General features: G+C 57.6%; 14 protein-coding genes and 1 pseudogene. 11 read left to right on the forward strand and 4 right to left on the reverse strand.

Annotated elements, in window-relative coordinates:
* Positions 1–52: 52 nt before the first annotated feature.
* From HCG46_RS27075 to HCG46_RS27095, 5 genes are all read left to right on the forward strand, one after another.
* Positions 53–1,075, forward strand: coding sequence for a DNA-directed RNA polymerase subunit alpha (locus HCG46_RS27075; RefSeq protein ID WP_006936426.1), 1,023 nt, complete (start codon positions 53–55; stop codon positions 1,073–1,075).
* Between the two features lie 81 nt (positions 1,076–1,156).
* Positions 1,157–1,582 (forward strand): 50S ribosomal protein L17, encoded by a 426-nt coding sequence (gene rplQ / locus HCG46_RS27080; protein ID WP_055654713.1) that lies wholly within the window; start codon positions 1,157–1,159, stop codon positions 1,580–1,582.
* Positions 1,583–1,843: 261 nt separating this feature from the next.
* Positions 1,844–3,946, forward strand: coding sequence for a methyl-accepting chemotaxis protein (locus HCG46_RS27085; RefSeq protein WP_022998252.1), 2,103 nt, complete (start codon positions 1,844–1,846; stop codon positions 3,944–3,946).
* Between the two features lie 127 nt (positions 3,947–4,073).
* On the forward strand, positions 4,074–5,525 hold the full coding sequence (locus tag HCG46_RS27090; protein ID WP_168688031.1) for a DegQ family serine endoprotease: 1,452 nt from the start codon (positions 4,074–4,076) through the stop codon (positions 5,523–5,525).
* Positions 5,526–5,596: 71 nt separating this feature from the next.
* Positions 5,597–6,838 carry a replication-associated recombination protein A gene (locus HCG46_RS27095; RefSeq protein ID WP_208984281.1) on the forward strand — a complete coding sequence of 414 codons (1,242 nt, stop codon included), beginning with the start codon at positions 5,597–5,599 and terminating at the stop codon, positions 6,836–6,838.
* An 18-nt stretch (positions 6,839–6,856) separates the two neighbouring features.
* Here HCG46_RS27095 and HCG46_RS27100 read toward each other — a convergent pair.
* Positions 6,857–7,690 (reverse strand): annotated as a pseudogene (locus HCG46_RS27100) (adenylate/guanylate cyclase domain-containing protein); the annotation flags it as partial.
* 476 nt (positions 7,691–8,166) lie between these two features.
* Between HCG46_RS27100 and HCG46_RS27105 the strand changes: the two are divergent.
* From HCG46_RS27105 to HCG46_RS27130, 6 genes are all read left to right on the forward strand, one after another.
* A complete protein-coding gene (locus HCG46_RS27105; RefSeq protein WP_168688033.1) occupies positions 8,167–10,560 on the forward strand; it encodes a patatin-like protein in 2,394 nt (797 codons plus the stop codon).
* 102 nt (positions 10,561–10,662) lie between these two features.
* Entirely contained in the window at positions 10,663–11,448 is a 786-nt protein-coding gene (locus HCG46_RS27110; protein WP_055654709.1) for a sterol desaturase family protein, read from the forward strand.
* A complete protein-coding gene (locus HCG46_RS27115; protein ID WP_209009645.1) occupies positions 11,445–12,227 on the forward strand; it encodes a sterol desaturase family protein in 783 nt (260 codons plus the stop codon). Before HCG46_RS27110 ends, HCG46_RS27115 begins: the two co-directional genes overlap by 4 nt.
* A gap of 56 nt (positions 12,228–12,283) precedes the next feature.
* Positions 12,284–13,072, forward strand: a complete 789-nt coding sequence (locus tag HCG46_RS27120; RefSeq protein WP_022998259.1) for a sterol desaturase family protein — start codon at positions 12,284–12,286, stop codon at positions 13,070–13,072.
* 102 nt (positions 13,073–13,174) lie between these two features.
* A complete protein-coding gene (gene crcB, locus HCG46_RS27125; protein WP_168688034.1) occupies positions 13,175–13,558 on the forward strand; it encodes a fluoride efflux transporter CrcB in 384 nt (127 codons plus the stop codon).
* A 123-nt stretch (positions 13,559–13,681) separates the two neighbouring features.
* Positions 13,682–14,701 (forward strand): RluA family pseudouridine synthase, encoded by a 1,020-nt coding sequence (locus HCG46_RS27130; protein WP_187306531.1) that lies wholly within the window; start codon positions 13,682–13,684, stop codon positions 14,699–14,701.
* A gap of 26 nt (positions 14,702–14,727) precedes the next feature.
* Here HCG46_RS27130 and HCG46_RS27135 read toward each other — a convergent pair whose 3' ends face one another.
* From HCG46_RS27135 to HCG46_RS27145, 3 genes are all read right to left on the reverse strand, one after another.
* Positions 14,728–15,234: an ATP-binding protein gene (locus HCG46_RS27135; protein WP_168688036.1), complete on the reverse strand. Its 507-nt coding sequence runs from the start codon at positions 15,232–15,234 to the stop codon at positions 14,728–14,730.
* 47 nt (positions 15,235–15,281) lie between these two features.
* Positions 15,282–15,452 carry a hypothetical protein gene (locus HCG46_RS27140; RefSeq protein WP_167579595.1) on the reverse strand — a complete coding sequence of 57 codons (171 nt, stop codon included), beginning with the start codon at positions 15,450–15,452 and terminating at the stop codon, positions 15,282–15,284.
* 162 nt (positions 15,453–15,614) lie between these two features.
* Positions 15,615–16,808 carry a tlde1 domain-containing protein gene (locus HCG46_RS27145; protein ID WP_205838728.1) on the reverse strand — a complete coding sequence of 398 codons (1,194 nt, stop codon included), beginning with the start codon at positions 16,806–16,808 and terminating at the stop codon, positions 15,615–15,617.
* Between the last annotated feature and the right edge of the window lie 339 nt (positions 16,809–17,147).

The following is a 17,147-nucleotide window of genomic DNA, read 5'->3' on the forward strand; positions in this document are numbered from 1 at the left end:
AAGAATGGCCTGGCGCTGATCCGCCGGGCGGGATAGCCGAAGGGACGAAAACGTGACCATTCAAAAAAACTGGCAAGAACTGATCAAGCCGACCAAACTCGAGATCAAGCCGGGTGAAGACCCGCGCTTCTTGGCAACCGTTGTTGCCGAGCCGCTCGAGCGTGGCTACGGTCTGACCCTTGGCAACGCGCTGCGCCGTATCCTGCTGTCTTCTTTGCAGGGTGCCGCCGTGACTGCCGTTCAGATCGATGGCGTTCTGCATGAGTTCTCGTCGATCCCGGGTGTCCGGGAAGATGTCACCGACATCGTGCTGAATATCAAGGAAATCGCCATCCGCATGGAAGGCGAGGGTCCCAAGCGCATGGTCGTGCGCAAACAGGGTCCGGGTGTTGTCACCGCCGGTGATATTCAGACTGTTGGCGACGTCGAGGTTCTCAATCCGGAACTGGTGCTCTGCACGCTGGATGAAGGCGCTGAAATCCGCATGGAATTCACCGTCAACACCGGCAAGGGCTACCATTCTTCCGATCGGAACCGTCCGGAAGATGCGCCGATTGGCCTTATCCCGGTCGACAGCCTCTACTCTCCGGTCAAGAAGGTCTCCTACAAGGTGGAAAACACCCGTGAAGGCCAGGTTCTTGACTATGACAAGCTGACCCTGACTGTCGAAACCGATGGTTCCGTCAAGCCGGAAGACGCCGTGGCATTCGCTGCACGCATTCTGCAGGATCAGCTCTCCATCTTCGTCAACTTCGAAGAGCCGCAGCGTGAAGTCGCCGAGGACAGCGTCCCGGAACTGGCTTTCAACCCTGCGCTTCTGAAGAAGGTCGACGAGCTGGAACTGTCTGTACGGTCTGCAAACTGCCTGAAGAACGACAATATCGTGTATATTGGCGATCTCATTCAGAAGACCGAAGCGGAAATGCTGCGGACCCCGAATTTCGGCCGCAAGTCGCTGAACGAAATCAAGGAAGTTCTCGCCCAGATGGGTCTCCATCTCGGCATGGAAGTTGCCAACTGGCCGCCTGAGAACATCGATGATCTCGCCAAGCGCTACGAAGACCATCAGTACTAAGGGCGTACGCGTCCTGTGAGGATCAACCGGGCAAGAGTTCAACCAGAAGAACTGACTGCCTGAAAGAAAAAGGAGAGGGCCATGCGCCACGGTAAATCCGGCCGCAAGCTCAACCGGACCTCTAGCCACCGTAAGGCTATGTTCGCGAACATGGCAGCGTCGCTGATCAAGCACGAACAGATCGTAACGACCCTGCCGAAGGCTAAAGAAATGAAGCCGATCATCGACAAGCTCATCACCCTGGGCAAGCGCGGTGACCTGCATGCACGCCGCCAGGCCATTTCGCAGATTCGCGATGCGGCAATGGTTGCCAAGCTGTTCGAAACGCTCGGTGAGCGTTACAAGGACCGTAGCGGCGGTTACTCCCGCGTGCTGAAAGCCGGCTTCCGCTATGGCGACAACGCTCCGATGGCTGTCATCGAGCTGGTCGACCGTGATCCGGAAGCACGCGGTGCTGAAGACCGTGCTCGCGTTGAAGCTGAAGAAGCAGCTGAAAACGCAGCGTAATAATTGCCTCGATGGCAATCGGGAAAGGCGGGCAGATTTGCCCGCCTTTTTTTGTTGTCTTCGTGACTGTCCACCCAAACGTATTCGTTTCGAATAATGAGACCGCAATTATCAATGATTTAAGGAAAACTGCCTAGCTTCTAGCCATGCCTCCTGGACTAGTGGGAGAGGCTGGGGAGATTTACTGTGATAGCCAAAACGAATTCCGCTTCTAAGAAGAGGTCGCCTTCTCTTCGACTTTCTTTTGTTATTCCGGCTCTGATGATCGTGATTACAGTCGCCGCATGTGCGGCGGTGGGTGTCATCGGCTACATGACCGGTCGCGACGGATTGCAACAAGCGGCAGAAGCCGAACTTGGCATGGTCATCACAGCGCGTAACGCGCTCCTGCAGTCGCGCCTGCACGCAGCTGAATCCCAGATCGTGAACCTGGCGTCCAGCGTTTCGGATCCGTTGAGCAACCTTGGCAACGCGACGATGAACCTTGCCAAGGAAAAAGACGAAATTCTCGGCCTGTTCCAGGCGCCGCAGAGCCCTGAAGAGCGTGCAGCGGTCACAGGCAAGGAACAGAAGACAATGTATGCCTGGCGCCACACCGAGGCGCACCCGGCGTTCTACAATGTCTGGAAGAACGGCGGCTTCGCAGATCTTTATCTGCTCGATAACGCCGGTCTCATTCTTTATTCGGTCACCAAGGGTGACGAATTCCTGTCCAAGCTTGGTGAAGGCAGTGTTGCCGAAGGGACCGGCCTGGAGATGGTCTACAATGCTGCCAAGGAGCTGGGTGAGGGCGAGATCGCTGCCAGTGTCTTTGCACCCTATACCCCTGCCGGCGGAAAAGGCTCTCTGTTCCTGGCATCGCCCGTGTTCATGAATTCGTTTGGTACGATCAGCCTCAGCGGTGTTGCGGTCATGCGGATCGATTCCGATTTCTTGAGTGAAGTTGTCGCGAACCGTGAAGACCTCGGGGAAACCGGTCAGGTTTACGTGATCAACCAGGACGGCCTCGCGCTCAGCGACATGCCGCTTGCAGGTGCGCCAACCGCGCTCAGCACCAGCGTTTCCAGCGGACCGGCGATTGAAGCTGCCGCCGGCACCGCTTCAGCCGGTATCGTTCAGGGGGCTGATGGTGTTGATGATCTTGTCGTTGCCCGTCCGCTAGCCTTCCAGGGGCAGAACTGGGCCATCGTTGCGGAGAAGAGCGTTGAAGAAACGCTGTCTGCCGTCATTCGCATGCGCGATCAGATGTTCCTCTGGTCGCTTGCAACAATTGCCGTTGCAGCCGTCATTGCCCTGTTCTTCTCCCAGTCGATCACCCGTCCTCTCACCACGCTTGTAGGGGCTCTCAACGCGATTGCCTCCGGTGATCTTGGTGCAGAGATCAAGGCTGCGAACCGCAAGGACGAAATCGGCGACATCGGCCGAGCCGTTCTCCAGATCCGCCAGAACGCGGCTGAAGAAAACGAGCGTCGTGCAGCCGAGGAAGCCGATGATGCGAGACGTCAGGCCGAGCAGCGCCAGGAGATGCTGGCAAGCCTTGCCGGCGACTTCGAAGCGACCGTCGGCACTGTCGTCGACAAGGTGGCTCATACCGCTGCAACCTTGCGCGAATCGGCGAACAAGATGCGCAGCATGACCGACATGGCAGGCGAAACATCTGCCAATGCGGCCACTATGTCGGAAGAAACTCTGGCCGAAGTGGAATCGATCGCAGCAGCTTCCGATCAGCTTTCCAGCTCGATCCAGGAAATCTCGACATTGATCGAACGCTCTTCCAGCGTTGCTGCCGAAGCAACCAAACGTGCGGAAACGACCAACGACACCGTTCGCTCGCTTGCGGAAGCTGCCAACCGTATCGGAGAAGTCGTCACGTTGATTTCCGATATCGCCGACCAGACCAACCTTCTGGCTCTCAACGCCACCATCGAAGCCGCACGTGCCGGTGAAGCCGGCAAGGGCTTTGCGGTGGTTGCCTCCGAGGTCAAGGATCTTGCGTCCCAGACAGGCAAGGCAACCGGCGAAATCCAGCAGCAGATCGATGCCATCCGCGGGGCGACCGACGATGCGGTTGATGCCATCGGCGACATCCAGAAGACCATCGACGAGATTACAAAGTCGGTGAGCGAAGTTGCTGCAGCCGTTACCGAGCAGAGCTATGCGACGCAGGGCATTGCAGAGAACACTCAACGGGCCGCCGGTGGAACCTCCAAGGTTACCGAGGACATCCGCAACGTTTCTTCTCTGTCGAACGATACCAACATGGCTGCACAGAACTTCTCCGAAGAAGCAGCGGACATGGCATCGAAAGCTGAAGAACTGGATCACGAAGTGCGCAGCTTCCTTGCGCAGGTTCGTTCGGCCTGAAGTAAGCCTGCATGATGAAAAAGGGGCCGCCGGCAATCCGGCGGCCCCTTTTGTATTTGCCTCTTTTCCTCCCTATCTGCCATGTATCGCGATGGATATGAGAAGATTCGAAAAAGAGGCACCCGCCATGCGCCTGGTTCTGACCAGCTTTACGCGTTCCCTTGTCATAGCGGGCCTGGCCGGCCTGATGGGTATGTCTGCTGCGCTTTCGCAGACTGTGCAGCCGTCTCCGGCCGATCTTCGGCTTGTTCCGCAAAGCGATGCGCAGATCAAACTCTCCTTCGCGCCAATCGTGAAAAAGGTCGCGCCGGCGGTGGTCAACGTTTATGCCAGCCGCAAGGTGGTGCAGCGTCGGCAAGTTTCGCCCTTCATGGACGATCCCTTCTTTCGCCGGTTCTTCGGCCAGCCCGGCGGGAACGACAGGCCACGGCAGAGGGTTGAATCGTCCCTTGGATCCGGCGTCATCATTTCGAGTGATGGTACGGTGATCACCAACCATCATGTGATTAAGGACGCGGACGACGTTCGCGTCGCCCTGAACGACCGTCGTGAATTCGATGCCGATATCGTTCTCATGGACGAACGTACCGACCTCGCGGTGCTGAAGATCCGGGGTGATGGACCTTTCGAGAGCATCGACTTTGCGGATTCCGACAGCCTTGAAGTCGGCGACATCGTGCTTGCCATCGGTAACCCGTTCGGTGTCGGCCAGACGGTTACCCAGGGCATCGTCTCGGCCACGGCTCGCACGCAGGTCGGCGTGACGGACTTTCAGTTCTTCATCCAGACCGACGCTGCAATCAACCCAGGCAACTCCGGTGGTGCGCTTGTCGATATGACCGGCAAGCTGGTTGGCATCAACTCGGCCATCTATTCTCGCTCCGGCGGCTCCAACGGTATCGGCTTTGCCATTCCGGCGCATATGGCGCGTTTCGTTGCGAAAGCTGCCGATCATGGCGGCAAGGTGCAGCGGCCATGGCTAGGGGCGACCGTGCAGCTTGTGAATGCCGAAATCGCCGAAGCGCTGTCTCTCGACCGGCCACGCGGTGTGCTTGTGACGGCAGTCTTTGATGGTTCACCTGCCTTTGAGGCCGGGCTTCGGGTCAGCGATCTGGTGATTGCGGTTGACGGCAAGGAAGTGACCGATCCCAATTCCTTCGGCTATCGTTTCGCAACAAAGATGATTGGCGAACAGACCGATTTTGTTGTCTTGAGGGACGGTGCGGAAGAGCATGTGACCGTGTCACTGCAGCCGGCTCCCGAAACTATTCCACGGGACACGCGCGAACTTGTCGACTATTCGCCTTTCGAAGGCGCGACGGTCATGAACCTTTCGCCTGCTGTTTCCGAGGAACTGGGAATGGAAGGGATTTTCGACGGTGTCGTGATTGCCGAAGTGAAGCGCGGCAGCACCGCGGACCGTGTGGGGCTTCGCCCGGGCGACATCATCCGGGGCATCAACCGGCAAACCGTCGAAACCACAGAAATGCTGGAAGGTATCACCAAGAAGCCACCGCGCGTTTGGCAGCTCGATATCGAGCGGGACGGCAAGGTTTCACAGCTCATCCTGCGCGGTTAGGAGACAGTGTGAGCGATCTGTTCGAAGCTTCCGGACTAAGCCAGTCCGGCCCGCGGCCACTGGCGGACCGGATGCGACCGACCAAACTTGCCGATGTGGTGGGGCAGGATCACCTGCTCGGGCCGGAAGGCACGCTGTCGCGCATGCTGAAGACGCGGACGCTTGGTTCGTTGATCTTCTGGGGGCCGCCGGGCACCGGCAAGACAACCATTGCCCGGTTGCTGGCCAATGAAACGGACCTTGCGTTCGAACAGATCTCGGCGATCTTTTCCGGTGTTTCGGACCTGAAGAAGGTGTTCGAAACGGCTCGCGCCCGGCGCATGAGCGGCAGGGCAACGCTGCTCTTCGTCGACGAGATCCATCGGTTCAACCGGGCGCAGCAGGACAGTTTTCTTCCGGTGATGGAGGACGGCACGATCACGCTGGTTGGTGCGACCACGGAAAACCCGTCCTTTGAGCTAAACGCGGCCTTGCTGTCGCGCTCTCACGTCATGACGTTCCATTCCCTTTCCGCGGACGCCATCGAAAAACTGCTGGCGCGGGCAGAGGCGTTGGAAGAGCGTAAGCTGCCGCTTGACGAGGAAGCCCGACGGGTGCTGATCCGCATGGCCGATGGCGACGGCCGCTCTTCTCTGACCCTGGCAGAAGATGTCTGGCGCGCCGCAGGAGAGGACGAGGTCTTCGATGCCGAGCGCCTGCAGGAAATTGTCCAGAGGCGGGCGCCGATCTACGACAAGAGTGCCGACGGCCATTACAATCTGATTTCCGCGCTGCACAAGTCCGTGCGGGGTTCCGATCCCGATGCCGCCCTCTACTGGTTCTGCCGGATGCTGGATGGCGGGGAGGACCCGCTCTATCTTGCACGGCGTCTTATCCGCATGGCGGTTGAGGACATCGGGCTGGCCGACCCCAATGCACTGGTGCAAGCCAATGCGGCCCGTGACGCCTACCAGATGCTCGGGTCGCCTGAAGGGGAATTGGCGCTTGCGCAGTCGGTGATCTATCTTGCAACGGCGCCGAAATCGAACGGTGCTTACGTGGCCTACAAGGCGGCGATGCGGGATGCCAAATCCAGCGGCTCTCTACTGCCGCCCAAGCATATCCTCAACGCGCCCACCAAGCTGATGAAGCAGGAAGGGTACGGCGACGGCTATCAATACGACCACGATGCTCCCGACGGCTTTTCCGGTCAGGACTATTTTCCAGAGCAGTTAGGCCGCAAGACCTATTACGACCCACCCCAGAGAGGATTTGAGCGGGAACTGAGAAAACGCCTGGAGTTCTGGGACAAGCGGCGCAAGGAACGAGGCTGATCCGCGTAACCTGAAAGATCAGGCGGTTTCAGTGGATGTCAGACGGTCGAGGGCGCTCTTGAGTGTGGCGATCAGCCTGTCCCGGTCTTCCGGTGCCATCGTGTCGGAAATCTTGTCCAGCTGGCGAGACACCAGGTCGACCTCCAGATCATCCTTGACCGGTACGGGGTCTTTCAGGCCGATTACTTCGTAGGTGGAGACCGGATAGGCAATGCCCTTGACGTTGACTTCACCATTTTCAGCGCATTTGATCTGCTCTTTCACCTGCGAATAGGTTTCGAAGGAGATCAGGATAGAGCCTGGTGTGGCAAGGCTTTCCAGGCGGGAGGCCGTGTTCACGCCACGCCCGATGATGGTGTAGTCCAACCGATCTTCGCTGCCGAAATTGCCCACGGTGCAATAGTCCGTATGGATCCCCATGCGGCATTTCATCGGTTTGGAGATACCGGCTTCCCGCCAGGCACCCTGGAGCGCCTTCATCCGGTCCTGCATGTCGATGGCCATGCGTACGCAGGCAAGCGCGTCCTCGGTCACACCACGTGTTTCCGGGTCACCGAAAAAGATCAGGATGGCGTCGCCGACGTATTTGTCGATGGTAGCGCCGTAGCGCAGCGCGATATTCGACATCTCCGTCAGATACTGGTTGAGGATTGCCGTGAGTTCTTCTGATTCAAGCCGGTCTGCCGTTTCGGTGAAGTCGGCGATATCGGAGAAGAAAACCGTCAGTTTCTTGCGTGTGGACGCAATCTTGACTTCCTGACGGCCTTCGAAAATGGATTGATAGACCTGAGGCGAAAGGTATTTGGCGAGCTGCCGCGAAAGTGCCTCGAGCTTGGTCGATTGATCCGCCAGCTGGTCCTCGACCGCTTCGCCATGCTCGATGGTCGCCTCGTACAGGAGGCGCAGATCTTCCAACTCGGATCGCAGATAGTCGTTCTCTTCCTGCAGGGATTGCAGCGAGGTCGTCTGGTCGGCTTGCCCGGTTTCATCGGAGCTTTGGGCAGCTGTATCTACACTCTTGGCCATTTCATTCCGCGTCGAAAATGTCTGGTCTCATTGTCTGTTTTATAATGCTGAACTTTAAAGAATCACTGTCGGATCCATGAACTATCTTAGCGGAATATACAGGTCAGGCGGGGGAAAATCGTAGCAGGCTTCAGAGCGCCAAGTTCCCGGCAAGCCTCGTCGTCAAACCATGTTTGCATAGAAGTGATCGGGTGGGAGCATAGTTCCGCCATGTCTTGATTGGCGAATGGAAAGGTCCGCCGCATAAAGATAGTAGCCATTCTTACGTGTTAGGACTTCAACATGTTCCCCACGGTGACCTCATGAAGGAAATCGAACTCAGATTGGCGCTGGTGTTTTATGGCGGCGTTTCGCTTGCCATCTACATGCATGGCGTAAGCCGGGAAATCCTCAATCTTGTTCGGGCGTCGAGCGTTCGTCTTGACCGCAAGTCGAACGGTTCTGCCCAGGAAATACCCGATCAGGAGCTTCCTCCGGTTCAAAGCGCCTACAAGGATCTGCTCGATCTGTTGTCCTCCGTTGCCGACATCCGGGTGGTGGTTGACGCAATTGCCGGTGCGTCTGCAGGTGGCGTCAACGGCATCATGCTTGCGCGGGCCATCACCCACGACCTGCCACTCGACAGCCATAGCGAGATGTGGCTGGAAAATGCCGATGTCACGCGTTTGGCCCGGCCACAGGCCGGTCTGTCCCGATACCTGAAGATTTCCATTTCGCCAGTGCTGGATCAGCTGATTTCCACACGGCTGACAAAGCAGATAGAAAGCGCGGAAACGCGCGAGAAGCTGCGACTGTTCATGCAGGCGCGTTGGTTCACACCGCCGTTTTCCGGTGAACGGTTCATCAGCTGGATGCTGGATGCCTGCCAGAAGATGGAGGACGGTGCCGTGCCCGGCCGCAGTCTGATCCCGCGTGGTCAGACGCTCGACCTGTTCGTGACGATCACCGATTACAACGGCATCAAGCGACGCATTCACCTGGATGATCCGGACTATGTCGAGGAGTGGGATCATCGCCGGATCCTGAGTTTCCATGCCGCGCACAGAATGCCAGGAGATATCGAAAGCCAGTTCGATGCCGACAGCATTCCGGAAATTGTCTTTGCGGCTCGCGCGACGTCCTCGTTTCCAGGGGCGTTCCCTCCTGCAACGGTTGCGGAAATGGAGCGGGTGCTGGTCGATCACGACCTGACGTGGCACAACCGGGATGCGTTTCTTGCAAGAGGACTGAACCTGACGTCCGAGACAGCCGGTCAGCATTGTTTTGTCGATGGCAGCGTCGTCATGAACAAGCCCTTTGCGCCGGTGATTGACGTTATTCAGGATCGGCCGGCGGTGCGCGAAGTTGCCCGGCGGCTGATCTATGTGGATCCATCACCGGTGGTTCCGGTCGAAACGGATAGCACCGTTTCGGAACTGCCCGGGTTCTTCCGCGTGATCCTGGCTTCGCTCGCTCATATCCCGCGCAATGAGCCCATCGGCGATGATCTGAAAGAGCTTGAACAGAACAACCGGCGCAGCCGCTGGCTTTCGCAACTGATCGATGATGCGGGGCCGATGGTGGAAAAGGCGGTGGCGGGCATTTTGCCAAAGCGGCGTCGGGTCACACCTGACATTCTTTCGTTATGCCGGAAGCAGGCAACCGTGGCCGCATTCGAGCAGGCAGGGTTCGCCTTTCTCAATTATCAGTCCTTGAAACTTCATTCCCTGGCTGAGCGGTTGGCTGGTCTGACGGCGCGGCTCAGTGGGTTGGACAGTGCACGTGGCCAGGAAGAAGCCCTTTTGGGACTGTACTCGCGTCACACCAGCCGCCTGACAGCCGAGAGCAAGGACATCCTGGGGCGCACGGACCCGCATGTTGTTGCCTTGTTGCGCGGGCTGGATGTCGACTACCGGATACGCCGGCTTCGCTTTGCGGTGCGCAAGCTCAACGGCTTCTATCACTATCGTCCGGGCTCCGACTTACCGCCGCCCAATTTCGAGGCGCTCGATCAGATGAAGGGATTGCTCTACGAGCAGATCGATCATCTGGGTTGGCGCTGGAATGACCGGTTTTTCGGTGGCCGCAGCCGGGAACTCGCCGAAACGTTCGTTCGGGCAGCGGAGACGGGTGGTCCGGACGCTGCCGAGCATGTCCAGCCAATGCTGAAATCCCTGACACAGATGATGGGGCTTGCCGATCTGGACAGGCTTCAGGACGAACTCTTTGCCGAGACGGCCCGAAATCTACTCGACAAGAGCCGTCACACATCCCTGATGGGAACCTATATCGGGTTCGGTTTTTTCGATCTGATCACCTTTCCCGTGTTGCAGCGCAACGACTTCTCGGAGGTGACGGAAATCCTGGTCGACCGCATCAGCCCGACCGACGCGGCAAGCCTTTATACGGAAGGTTTCGACCTCAAGGGCAAGTCCCTGAATACGTTCGGTGCCTTCTTCAATCGCGGCTGGCGGGAACATGATTATCTGTGGGGACGTCTCAACGCTGCCGACAGGCTGGTCAGCATCGTTCTGTCTGCGGCAGGTGAGGGCACTTTGCCGCAGATCCAGGTAAACCAGGCACGCGCGCGGATCTTTCTGGCGGTTCTGGAAGAAGAACGTGGCAAACTTTCTGATATTCCAGAGGAAATAGACCGGGTCGACAAGCTGGTCCGGTCGATCTATCCCGATTTCGCTCATGTGACGGAAAGCGTCTGACCGGGTAATATTCATAATTTGGCAAGTCATTCCTTGACGTGAGGTCCGCTCTTTCGCTACGCACAAAAGTGGCCAGGGAATTGCGCGTGGATATTTGAGTTGATGACTTTTATTGCCGAACATTTTGGGACCGGCCCGGAGGTGTTTCTGGGTTTCTTTCTGGTGCTTTACGCTTCCAGCTTGATCGTGCTGTTCACGACCGGCCTGACCATGACGGTGATGAACAGGCGTCACCCTGACCGCAAGATCCAGAAGCGCCAGCCGACCCACGATGCCCTGCGCGATATCAAATCTTCCATGGGGCAGCTGTCGATCACGAGCTGCTGCCTTTCCATCGGCCTTTATGCCCAGCTGCGTGGCTGGACGCTGTTCGACCCTGTCGCGTTGTCCTGGTGGTCTGTGCCGTTGTTCTTCGTCATCTCGTTGGCCCTGCACGATACCTGGTTCTACTGGGGGCACCGGATCCTGCACACCAAGATGTTCTACAGGTTTCACAAGCCGCACCACATGACGGTGACACCGACAGTCTGGTCCAACGATGCAGGCTCCAGTGTGGATACGCTGTTCGCCCATTCCTATTATGCGCTTGTGCTATTCGTTGTGCCTATTCCGCCGCTGGTTTTCCTGGGCCACCGGTTGTTCGACCAGGTGTCGGCCGCCATTGGCCATTGCGGCTATGAGCATTTCGCAAGCCCGAGCGCACGCAAACCCTGGCCACTGCTGTGCACGCTCTACCACGACCAGCATCACCAGTATTTCGTCTACAACTACGCCAACTACTTTTCCTTCTGGGACCGGTTCTGCGGCACCATCCATCCGACCTATGACGAGCGGGTGGAAGGGTTCGAAGCGCTTTATGCCGGCACCGGCAAACAGGAAAAATCATGATGGGGCTACTCGTCGATTACCTCATCGTTCTGGCGCTCACCTATGCGGCCATGGTGGCGGTCTATTTTGCGACCGGGTTCACAATGATCGCGATAAATGCCCGTCATCCTGACCGGCGGATCCAGAAACACCGCGACGGCATGAAACGCCAGGCAGAGGAAATCCGTGCCTCCATGAAGGCGTTGGCGACATCTTCCGTCCTGCTGTCGTCCGGATTTTTCGCACAGACCCAGGGTTGGACGCTGTTCGCTCCGCTGGAACTCAGCTGGTGGTCGTTTCCGCTGATGTTCGCCGTTTGCTTCGTCCTGTTTGATGCTTGGTTCTATTGGGGGCACCGGATTCTTCACTGGCCGTCGCTCTACAAGTTCCATGTGCCTCATCACCGCTCGATTGCACCGACGGTCTGGAGCAACGACAGCTCGACCACGGTCGACACCCTGATCGAGCATTTTTTCTATTTTCTGGTCTGGTTCGTGCTGCCGGTGCCGGCCTTGAGCGTTTTTGCCCTGCGGTTGTTCGACCAGATTTCAGGCATGGTCGGCCATTCGGGCTTTGAATATTTCGCGTCCAAGTCGTCGAGATTCCCTTCGCCGCTGATTTGCACGACGTTCCATGATCTGCATCATTCGCAGTTTCACTACAATTACGGTAACTTCTTCTCGTTCTGGGACCGGATCTGCGGAACGGTGCATCCGAAGTACGATGTGCTGGTGCGGTCCATGGAAGAGACCGGGGAAATTCCGGATTCGGAAGAAACGAAAGTCAAGGCAACCGGGTAAGCCCGCACAGTACTCACATGTGTCAGCCAACCGACCAAATGGATGTATGAAGAGATATGCTCGATCAGGCGCTGACGATATTGCTTGAATTCCTGCCGATTTACGCGGCGTGCTACGCTGTGAACGTGTTCCTGTATTTTGCGACCGGCTGGGTGCTGGTGAAGATACAGGACCGGCACCCGGAGCGGCGTATTCAGCAGAATCGGCGTGGTGAAAAGCGCATGTGGAAGGAAATCCGGGCCAGCGTCTATTCGTTGACCGTGACCGCGGGCTGTCTTGCCGGCGGCATCTTCCTTTCGATGAAGGGCTGGACCCTGGTCGCGCCGCTGGAGCTGACCTGGTGGTCGGCAATCCTGATGTTTGTCGTTTCCATCCTAGCTTTCGACACCTGGTTCTACTGGGGCCACCGGTTCATGCATACGAAGGCGATGTACCGCTTTCATGCCGAGCATCACCGCTCGGTCGCGCCGACTGTCTGGAGTACCTATTCCGACGATCTGGTCGATGCCTTTGTCATGCAGAGCTATTATCTGTGGGCGGTCATCTTCCTGCCGATCCCGATCCCCGTGCTCATCGTTCACCGGCTGTGGGACCATTTCAATGGCACAATCGGCCATTCCGGTTTCGAATTCTGGGCGTCGCCGATGTCGCGTATGCCTTCGCCGATGGTCTGCGTAACTTTTCACGACCAGCACCATTCGCGCTTCCGCTACAATTACGCCAATTTCTTTTCGTTCTGGGACCGTGTCTGCGGCACCATCGACCCGAAGTACGATGAACAGGTCAAGGTGTTTGAACAGATGGGCGAAAAATCGGCTGCAAAGCCGGCGGCTCCCGGCGAATAGGGCTTTCCCTGGCCCGGCAGATTCCGTGATGGTTCACCCATGCATGGATTGAACCCGGCGTATTCAGGGACGGCTGGGACCAGTTAGAAGCGAGGCGACGGTTTGAAACATCTTTTGCTGGTGATGCTGGGCGGTGGTCTGGGTGCGGGCGGACGTCATCTGGTGTCGCTTGCGACGCTCCGTTTGTTTGGGCCGGGTTTTCCTGTCGGAACTCTAACTGTCAATGTCGTCGGCTCAATGGCCATGGGGCTTTTCATCGGTTGGCTGGTTCGCCATGAGACCGGCAACCTGCAGTCATTGCGCTATTTCGTGGCGACCGGCTTCCTCGGCGGCTTCACGACGTTCTCCGCGTTTTCGCTCGACACCTCAGTGCTATGGGAGCGCGGCGACACGCATCTGGCACTCATGTATGTTCTTGCCTCTGTCGCCTTGTCCATTCTTGCCGTGTTTGCCGGACTGATGTTCATGCGCCAGGTCGCAACTTAAGAATTCCTTCCCTTTCGGGCCGATTCCGCCTATACGCTGCGGAACGAATTTTCCCCCCGCCTTGATGCAGGGGCGATGGATGCGCGTCACGGCGGCAGGCCGGATGCCGAATTTGAGAAAAACATGTCCGCGATTGAACAGAAACAAGTGTCCGCCGATGAGGCGGGCATGCGCCTCGACCGTTGGTTCAAGTCCCATTACCCGGGCCTTGGATTCGGTCATCTGCAGAAACTGCTGCGTACGGGGCAGGTCCGTGTCGACGGCAAGCGTGCCGAGACCAACACCCGTATCGCCAAGGGGCAGATGATCCGTATTCCACCTCTCGGGGTGGAACTTCCGGCGGACGACAAGAAGAATGCCAAGCCGAAATCCACCAAGCTGATTGCTGACGACCGCAAGGCCATTGAGGACATGCTGCTGTTTGAAGACAGCCAGGTAATGGTGCTCAACAAGCCGGCAGGTCTTGCTGTTCAGGGCGGTTCAGGCCTCAAGCGCCATCTGGATGGCATGCTGGACGCCTATACCGACCGCAAGGGCAACAAGCCGCGTCTGGTGCACCGTCTTGACCGTGAGACCTCCGGCATCATTCTGGTTGCCCGTACGCGTCAGGCCGCGCAGGAACTGACAAAGGCCTTCCGTCACCGGAATACCCAGAAGATCTACTGGGCAATCCTGGCGGGTGTTCCGAAGCCGTTTCAGGGCCGCATTTCCACCTTCCTGGCCAGAAATGACGGCGAAGAACGCATGCAGATCGTGCGTCAGGGCGACGATGAGGCACAGCACGCCGTGTCGCTCTATTCCGTCTTCGAAAAGTCCGGCCAGAAGCTTTCCTGGGTGACGATGAAACCGGTGACGGGCCGAACGCACCAGTTGCGCGCACATGCGGCTCATATCGGTCATCCGATCATCGGTGACGACAAGTATTTCAATATCGAGAACTGGGAGCTGCCTGGTGGTATCCAGAACCGCCTGCATCTGCTGGCACGCCGGATCGTGATCCCGCATCCGTCGGGCCATGGCACGATCGATGTTTCGGCACCGCTGCCGCCGCACATGCAGCAGACCTGGAATCTGCTCGGATTTGATGCAACGGACTATGATCCGGAAGTGGATGATCCGGACGACTCGCTCAACAAGCGCTGATCGCGCTTCTCTGCTTTGCCAGAAGCCTAGCTGCCGGCGGCGGGATAGACCTTTAGATTGAAGCTCTCGTCTTCCGCCGGTGGCTGGAAGTGGCTTGAGATCCGGTCGAACTCGGCCTCGGACACCGAGAACTCGTGCTTGCCGGCGGCATTGCGCTGGCGAAGCCGTTCCTTGCAGACCTCATCCGGCACATCGAGAAAATGAAGCTGATGCTTGCACTCGACCTTGTCGGCAATGGCGCGCATCCATTGCCGGCTTTCTTTCGTGTTGGCATGAAAGTCCAGTACCACGGAAAGACCGCTTTCCAGCAGGGCAGCCACATGCGGCGCTATCGTTTTTCTCAAGAGTGACGAACAGCGGACAAAATCTGCGAGGCTGGACATCTGGTCAGCGTAGAGACCGGACAGCCAGACGTCTTCCCGCAGGAGAATGTTGCCGGGACGCTCGGCAAAGCGATCCGCCAATGTCGACTTGCCGGAAGCAACCTTGCCGCAAAACAGATGTAGAGTTGGAGCGTCATCAGATCGTTGCATTTGAAGGGGAGCTCGCTGTCGGATGTTTGCAAACCTGGTGGACGTAATCAAACGCCCTGAAACAGTGCACCCAGGATCACCGACGCAAAGGTGATGCACACAACCCCCGCCACCAGTTTCCAGGCATCCGAGCGTTTCTTGAGACCAGGCCAGCCAAGCGGTTTGATCACCTGGATCGCGGCAATCATGAACAGCAGCAACAGGATGATCTTGGTCAAGAAAAGCTCCGGGCGGGCAGGGCGCTATGCTGCAACGGCAGTTGCCTGATTGACGCCGTCAGACCAGAACGTGCTGGCGGCCTCAAAACGATGAAACATCCCGCTCTCGACTGAAAACGGGATGTTTAGAAGGCATATCCAATCCGGCAGTTGCCTGCAAGGTCAGGCTCCGGTGCTCCGCTGAAGTTTTGCCATATAGGTCGGCAGCTTTTCCATCGACGGAACGACGATCAAGGTCTTTACGTGGCCGCGTTTGAATGCGTTCAGGAACTTGTTGTAGTCCTTGAAGGCAACACAGCCATGGGAACCAATGGAGCGGCGCAGCAGACGCGTATGGGTCAGCATGCCGTCACGGCCTTTCATGGCAGCACGGTCCTGCGGCAGCATGCGAATGGCCTCCACGCCATGGAAGCGCCGCTCGCGCATTCTCAAGTTGTAGATGTTGGGCGGCGTCGGGCCGAGCATCTTCACGTGCGAAAACTTCGGATTGTCCATCCGGTGTCCAATGCCGGAATGAGCCTCCAGCTTGGTGCCGTCCGGCATGTGAACGGTTGCGGCGCTGATGTCATAGACGGCGATCTTGCTGCCTGCACCGGGAAGTCCGGGCTTGGCGCTGCCGAACAATTTGCCGAGACCGCCGAACACTCCGTTTTCGTCTTCTTCGGGATTTCCTGGCGTTGCATAGGCCAGAACGGGAGACGCTTGTTCAGGCTTTTCCCTGCCTTCAGGACGGTTTTCTGCAACTACAGGCGCGCTGCGGCGCGGCGGTTCGGGTTTCATGTCCGGGGTCGGCGGCAGAATGGCGCCGGGTTTGGCCGAACTACCCGCAGCCATGGCAATGTTCACGGCCGTCTGTTTAGGTTTTGCAGCAACATTCGTCTCTGCTTCAGCCGTGGTGCCGACGCTTTGTAACGCTGCGACCTCGACATTCGGCGCAGTGCCATCGGCTGCCGGTTCATCGAGCGCGGCAACACTTGTGGTTTCTGAAGCAGCTCGATGGGCCAGAAGTGTCTGGGCGAGTTTCAGCCTTGCGAGCTTGGCGGCAAGGGCCACCTTCGCAGCCTTTTTAGCCTCAGCTTCGAGTGCCGCCGCTTCCGCCTTCAGGGCAGCTTCTGCTTTCGCAGCTATTACTGCTGCCTGTTCAGCGGCTTTTTCCGCTGCAAGAGCGGCTTCCGCTTCGGCGCTTTGCCGTTTTTTCGTTGTCAGCGCAATCGGGGCCAGACCAAGAGAAGCTGTGGCAGGGGTTGTCTGCGCAAGCGTCAATTTCTCCTGCGGCTCAGTGCCGGCAGCGACAAATTGAGACTGGGCGATCGAGGTTCCAAGATAAGTGGCGGTTCCGGCCAAGCCGGATATCACCAAAGTTGCCCCCGCGAGGATCGTATATAAAGTCCGGCTGGTCTTCCGGGATTTTGCTTGCCCCTTCAGGCCGACCTTTTGTTTCTTCTGAATCATTCAGACAAAACCACTCTGTTACGCCGGTCTTGTTCGACCGCGCTCCAAATTCGTATCCTTTGGTGACAATCTTGCCCCAAACGTTCATGCCCACCCGCCTGCAGCAGTATCGTCGATCATGGTAACCAAGTTCTTTACGATAAATATGCAAGCGGCCAAGAGACCGGTAATCACTCTAAAGAGGCAATTTTCGGGCGGTTTTTCAAAATTGGCGATATCCAAAGATTGAACGTCAATTTGCCG

Source organism: Labrenzia sp. PO1 (genome assembly GCF_012273635.1).
Classification (GTDB): domain Bacteria; phylum Pseudomonadota; class Alphaproteobacteria; order Rhizobiales; family Stappiaceae; genus Roseibium; species Roseibium algicola.

Coding starts and splice junctions, on each gene's coding strand:
- HCG46_RS27095 (WP_208984281.1), top strand. CDS start 5,597: ATGCGACCGACCAAACTTGCCGATGTGGTGGGGCAGGATCACCTGCTC.
- HCG46_RS27115 (WP_209009645.1), top strand. CDS start 11,445: ATGATGGGGCTACTCGTCGATTACCTCATCGTTCTGGCGCTCACCTAT.
- HCG46_RS27130 (WP_187306531.1), top strand. CDS start 13,682: ATGTCCGCGATTGAACAGAAACAAGTGTCCGCCGATGAGGCGGGCATG.
- HCG46_RS27105 (WP_168688033.1), top strand. CDS start 8,167: ATGAAGGAAATCGAACTCAGATTGGCGCTGGTGTTTTATGGCGGCGTT.
- HCG46_RS27110 (WP_055654709.1), top strand. CDS start 10,663: ATGACTTTTATTGCCGAACATTTTGGGACCGGCCCGGAGGTGTTTCTG.
- HCG46_RS27085 (WP_022998252.1), top strand. CDS start 1,844: ATGATCGTGATTACAGTCGCCGCATGTGCGGCGGTGGGTGTCATCGGC.
- HCG46_RS27090 (WP_168688031.1), top strand. CDS start 4,074: ATGCGCCTGGTTCTGACCAGCTTTACGCGTTCCCTTGTCATAGCGGGC.
- HCG46_RS27135 (WP_168688036.1), bottom strand. CDS start 15,234: ATGCAACGATCTGATGACGCTCCAACTCTACATCTGTTTTGCGGCAAG.
- HCG46_RS27120 (WP_022998259.1), top strand. CDS start 12,284: ATGCTCGATCAGGCGCTGACGATATTGCTTGAATTCCTGCCGATTTAC.
- rplQ (WP_055654713.1), top strand. CDS start 1,157: ATGCGCCACGGTAAATCCGGCCGCAAGCTCAACCGGACCTCTAGCCAC.